Source organism: Verrucomicrobium sp. BvORR106, from assembly GCF_000739655.1.
Classification (GTDB): Bacteria; Verrucomicrobiota; Verrucomicrobiia; order Verrucomicrobiales; family Verrucomicrobiaceae; genus Verrucomicrobium.
Genome location: NZ_BATR01000167.1, coordinates 110,599 through 115,881, shown reverse-complemented (window position 1 = coordinate 115,881; position 5,283 = coordinate 110,599). Strand labels below are relative to the sequence as shown.

4 protein-coding genes are annotated in these 5,283 nt (G+C 56.7%); 2 read left to right on the top strand and 2 right to left on the bottom strand.

What is annotated here, in order from left to right; translation table 11 throughout:
* Positions 1-1,337: Do family serine endopeptidase (locus BV106_RS30385; RefSeq protein WP_038171152.1), on the top strand; the 1,337-nt coding region annotated here is incomplete at its 5' end.
* A 141-nt stretch (positions 1,338-1,478) separates the two neighbouring features.
* Positions 1,479-2,117, top strand: coding sequence for a plastocyanin/azurin family copper-binding protein (locus BV106_RS30380; protein ID WP_038171149.1), 639 nt, complete (start codon positions 1,479-1,481; stop codon positions 2,115-2,117).
* 80 nt (positions 2,118-2,197) lie between these two features.
* Here the strand turns inward: BV106_RS30380 and BV106_RS30375 are convergent, their stop codons facing one another.
* Positions 2,198-2,761, bottom strand: coding sequence for a hypothetical protein (locus BV106_RS30375; RefSeq protein ID WP_051946544.1), 564 nt, complete (start codon positions 2,759-2,761; stop codon positions 2,198-2,200).
* Between the two features lie 624 nt (positions 2,762-3,385).
* On the bottom strand, positions 3,386-4,255 hold the full coding sequence (locus BV106_RS30370) for an LptA/OstA family protein (RefSeq protein ID WP_265596233.1): 870 nt from the start codon (positions 4,253-4,255) through the stop codon (positions 3,386-3,388).
* Positions 4,256-5,283 lie beyond the last annotated feature (1,028 nt).

Below are 5,283 nucleotides of genomic sequence, written 5' to 3'. Positions count from 1 at the left end.
GTGAGGATGATCTGGAGCAGCTCCCGCCCATGTTCCGCGAGTTCTTCCGTGATTGGATGGAGCGTCGTGGTGGTGAGCCAGGGGACAACAACAACCAGCCAAGCCCTGGTGGCAGGAACCGCCAGCGTCCCCAGCAGCCCCGCCAGACTGGCCTGGGCTCTGGCATGATTCTCACGGGGGATGGCTACATCCTCACGAACAACCACGTGGTGGAAAACGCTGACCAGATCAAAGTGGTGATCGCTGGTCGTGGCAAGGAGTACGAAGCCAAGGTCATCGGCACTGATCCCCAGACGGACGTGGCCCTCATCAAAATCGAAGGCGCGGATCTCCCGCATGCCACCTTTGGCGACAGCTCAAAGCTGCGTGTGGGTGATGTGGTGCTGGCGGTGGGGTCGCCCATGGGGCTGACCCAGTCGGTCACGCAGGGGATCGTCAGCGCTCTCGGGCGTAGCCAGCTGGGCATCATTGGCCGGCGCGGGCAGGCGGGCTATGAGAACTTCATTCAAACAGATGCTGCGATCAACCCGGGCAATTCCGGGGGGCCACTCGTGGATGGCTTGGGTCGCGTGATCGGCATCAATACCGCGATCGAGACCCAGAGCGGCATGTTCGCGGGGATTGGCCTGGCCATTCCGATCGACATGGCTCTGAACATCGCTGCTGACCTACTGGACGACGGCAAGGTGGATCGCGGATTCCTTGGCATCCAGATGGATCCAGTGGACCCCAGCATGGCCGACTTTCTGGGGCTGAAGGACGAGGAGGGGGTGACGGTTACTCGTGTGGTCGAGAACTCTCCGGCCGCCAAGGCTGGCTTTGAGGAAGGGGACGTCGTGGTGGGCGCCAACGGTGAAAAGGTGGAGGAGCCCTCCAAACTCCGCCTCATGGTGAGTTCCAAGCGCCCCGGCGAGACGGTGAAGTTTGACGTGGTGCGGTTCAATGAGCAGTCCAAGAAGCCGGAGCGCATGGAGCTGAATGCAGTGCTCGAAAAGCTCGATACCGACAAGCTTGCTGCTGGTGGCGGAGCTCCCGGCGGGAAGCAGGCGAAGCCCACAGGCTTCCTTGAAGGCGTGCGCATCGAAGATGTGACCGAAGAGCTGCGCAAGGAGTACACGATCGAGGCAGATGTGACGGGCGTGGTCGTGACCTCGGTGGAAGAAAACAGCGCCGCAGCCAAGGTGGGCCTCCAGGAGGGTGACGTCATCCTTCAGGTAAACCGCCAGCCTGTGAAGACGGCTGCTGAAGCCAGATCCCACAAGGGCGACGCAGGAGCCGCGGTGCAGCTCAAAATCCTGCGTGCCGGCCAGACGAAGTTCCTGGTGATCCGGAACTGAGTATCTGCCCTTAAAGTTCCTACTCTGGCCGGGCTCCTCGGAGCCCGGCCTTTTCTTTTTCGCTCTCAGGCGGGCCGGGAGGCGGGCATTTCTTGACCCGTGCCGCTTCCGTGCTTCCTTGAGCGCCCTTTATTTTAAATCATGGACACCCATCACGATTCCCACGAAAGTGGCAGCTCTTTCTGGAGCGCTGTCAATGTTCTTATCGGCCTGGCATTTGGAGTTTTTGCGCTCGGTGCCGGTGCGGTGCTTATTGGGGGAGGCCTCATCAATTCGCTCAAGGGCAAGAAGACCCCAGAGGCTGCTCATGCTCCTGCGGCAGGTGCGCCGGCGGCGGCTCCCGCAGCAGCAGCTCCAGCCGCAGCAGCTTCTTCAGTGAAGGAAGAAGGCGGAGCGGCAGTGGTCACGCTGAAGCCCGGGGCGGCTAACCCCATGTCGTTCGATGTCACCAGCTTCACCGTGAAAGCAGGACAGAAGGTCAAGGTGACGTTTGACAACGACAGCACGACCCCGCTGCAACACAACTGGGTGCTCGGCGTTGCCGGCTCCAAGGACAGGCTGATCGCCGCTGCCAATGGCATGATGGCTGAGATGACCAAGTGGATGCCCCGCGGCTACGTTCCAGATGGTCCGGATGTGCTCGCCCACACGAAGCTTCTCAACTCCAAGGAAAAGGAAACGGTCGAATTCACCGCCCCTCAGGAAAAGGGCGACTATCCTTACCTCTGCACCTTCCCTGGCCACTCGATGATCATGCAAGGCACCATGAAGGTGGAATAGGCCTGCTTTTACGAGACTGATTCAATTTGAAAGCTTCCCGGTGAGAACACCGGGAAGCTTTTTTTTGACCAGAGGGGAGACTACTTCGGTGCGGGTTCTTTCCAGGTTCTGCCCCGTCCAGTGTGAATGGCGGCCATCACGCTGTTGTAGAGCGAGCCGAGGGCGGCTTCCGTTTGCAGCGCATACTCCACCGTGTGAGCGTGCGTGGAGGTCGGATAGTTTTTCACCACTTGAAGCTTTCCTGCGGAAGGGGCTACCCGGCTGGCGACCTGATTCTTCACCTCCTCCGCCCGGTTAAGGAGCATCTGGCCGGCGGCGATCGGGGTATCGCGCAGGACCGGTTCGAAGAAGTAGAATCTCGCGACCACCTCCGAGGAGGTGCCGATCGTCACTTCCACCACGCGAGCGGCAGCATCGGAGATGTACTCGTGTTTGGAGGCGCTGATGATGGCGCCCAGTTTCACAAGGTAATGACCGCCATTGCCAAAGGAGGCCTGCCAGAACTGGGGATTGCTATCCACTTCGTCAGTGGCACTGGCATTGGTGCTCGGGGCTGCTGTCTGTGCCGAGGCACTGGAAATGAAGCCTCCCTGCAGAAGGGCGATGGAGCCTAAAGTGAGAAAAAGTTTTTGGGTGACATTCATGAGAGGGCGAATCGTTACTCTGCGAGACTTGCAGATTCTGCCCCACAGGGAAAGTCCAACTTTTGGCGACACTCTTTCAGACGCCGTGTCCAGGACCTGTGTGGAAGGGGCCTCAGCACAGATTGCCGGGCGATTTCGCAACCGCTGGACACAACAAAGGCCCGGCCGCTCCACGCGGTCCCGGGCCTTTGTCGTTTTCCTTCGGTGTGCTGCGTTGGAAAATTTGAGTGGGTCTCTGAAGACCATGCCCGCTCACTTCATGAAAGGGCCAACCACAAGGAACAAGATTGCGATCAGGCGGATGACACGAAGCGGAGAGGTGATTTGCATAAATGATATCGTTTGCGACTACGCTTCGCATTATAGAGATGCTTATTCATCGGTCAACTCGATTTATAGCAAATATGCAAATCTATTTTGATTTGAGCAGATGGAGAATCTGGTTCCAGTTATGGAATCATCTCAAATATGAGATGTATTCAGTGAGTTTGGGCCCATTGCGTTGGCATGAGCGCCCGGCTCAATAGGTTGCCATGCCCCATTCGGAGGGGTGAAGAAGTGGTGGGATCGAATCGGCCTGTTTGCCGACCAACAGCTTCGGGCCGATGTCCTAATTCTGGCCGGTTACTGTACCGGCGTCGCTTTTGGGGGAACCCCTTCGGCCATCAACTGTCTGGCAATCCGCGTCTGTGCGCGCCCTTCAGTGATCATTTTACCCGTTTTCGGAAACAGGGTGACCTTTGTCCCTTGTTCAGCAGCAATCAATTCCTGGCCTTGTCCCTGAACCTTGGGCCAACCTGTGAGGAGCAAGGTGCCCTGTGCGGGAGTGTAAATGGCGGTGTTGGACTGACCGCGATACTTTTTCTCATCCGGCACGCCCGTGAGCTGCACATTCACTTCTCCTTTGGCCTCGGCGAACTTGAAAGACTTCTTGTCCTTCCCAAGGTGGACGATCAGCTGGGTGGCGGAAAGGTGGAACTGCGGGCTGGTCATCTTGACCTTGCCATTGAACACCACCCGCTCAGCCTGGATGTCCATTTTGGTGGCTTCATCCGCCGTGATATGGAATCCGGAATCGCTGGGGACGGTCTGGAAGATGGAGGTATCCTCCTCAGGGGCAGGGATATAGCCCGGAATATTCTCGAGAGTCTTCCCACTGGCCTTGGTCGCGACGTGACTAGGCTGATCAAGCCAGGGGACGGCTGCGCCTGACTGCCTGGAGCCCAGGGGGCGACGCAAAATATTGTCTCCCAACGTCGATCCGCCCACTGAGGGGTCAGTTTGGTCCCAGCCAAAGCGGCCGTGGTCCAATCTCGCGCCTGCGTCAGGCTCCGCATGCTCGCCTTTGTCAGGAAGAGGGGCGTGTCTCGCGACCTGCTGGATGTGCGAGGTGCGCGGAGAAGCCGCGAAACTGGTGTCCTGCATCCGGACTACCCAACCAGCTGCGGCAACGATGCCCAGCGGAACGGCAAGAAGGTATGACGATGGCGACACAACGTGGGCAATTTAGAAGTAATCCTAAAGATATCCTAAATATTGTCAATAGTTAGATGATGTCGCCCCCTCAAAATAGGGTCTGATGATTGAGCCTTAAAGATCACAATTTGTGCAAACTAAAGCACATCCCTATTGGAATCTCGCCAATCGGAATGGCTGGCTATCCGAGAGGTGTAAGGGGGGTAGGAAAATTCTTGTGGTCAGCAAAAAATTTATCTTGCTGGCACAAATGAAGTGGAGTGAAATCGGCCCAAATCCTCACCATTGAATCACTTGAGCAATACATTGTATATTTGCGATGCACCCGGATACCTGCTTTTTCAAAGCGTCCGGGAAGTGATTGTCTCCGCGGTGGGAGAGAAGTAGAAGAGATGATTTGGCCGCGTTTTCGAAACTCCTTCAACATGAACAACCTGAATTGTGGTTACACTGTAATGTTTTTGCAGCCTAAAGCCCTCCTTTTGGGAGCCGAGGCCAGCTGAGTTCAGGTTCGTGTTGACGATCATCTCTTGTTTCTAAATTTTTCGTTTCAAAAAAGACTCATCCAAGTTCGTATGCGCAAGTCCAGCCCACTCCTTCAAACCATGCGTCGACGCCTCGTCGTGCCGGTGAACGCTGCGCTGTTGGTCTGTTTTACAGCTTGGAGCTCAAAATCGATTGGAGGTGACGCCACATGGAATCAGACGTCATCCGGCGTGTATGATTGGGTTTCGGATGCAAATTGGAACCCGGCGTTGCACCCTGACTCAGTGGGGGCGACGGCCAGATTCACCCAGGCTTTGACTGGAAGCCAGACAATCGATCTGAATGAAGAGATTACCCTCGGGCGCTTAACCTTGGGAACGTACGGAAACCTAAGAGGCTACACGTTCGAGACGGGGGCCAGTGGATCGTTGGTGTTTGACGGAGCAGTTGTTGGGGGGACGGCTTTCTTGGAGCGCACCGGCCTGGGTACGGATGTCATCAATGCGCCAGTGACGTTGGTGGATTCTTTGACTGCGAATATTGGAAGCAATGTCAGCCTT

Bases quoted from the DNA above. Each gene is read 5' to 3' on its own strand.
- BV106_RS30380 (WP_038171149.1), top strand. From the start codon at position 1,479: ATGGACACCCATCACGATTCCCACGAAAGTGGCAGCTCTTTCTGGAGC.
- BV106_RS30375 (WP_051946544.1), bottom strand. From the start codon at position 2,761: ATGAATGTCACCCAAAAACTTTTTCTCACTTTAGGCTCCATCGCCCTT.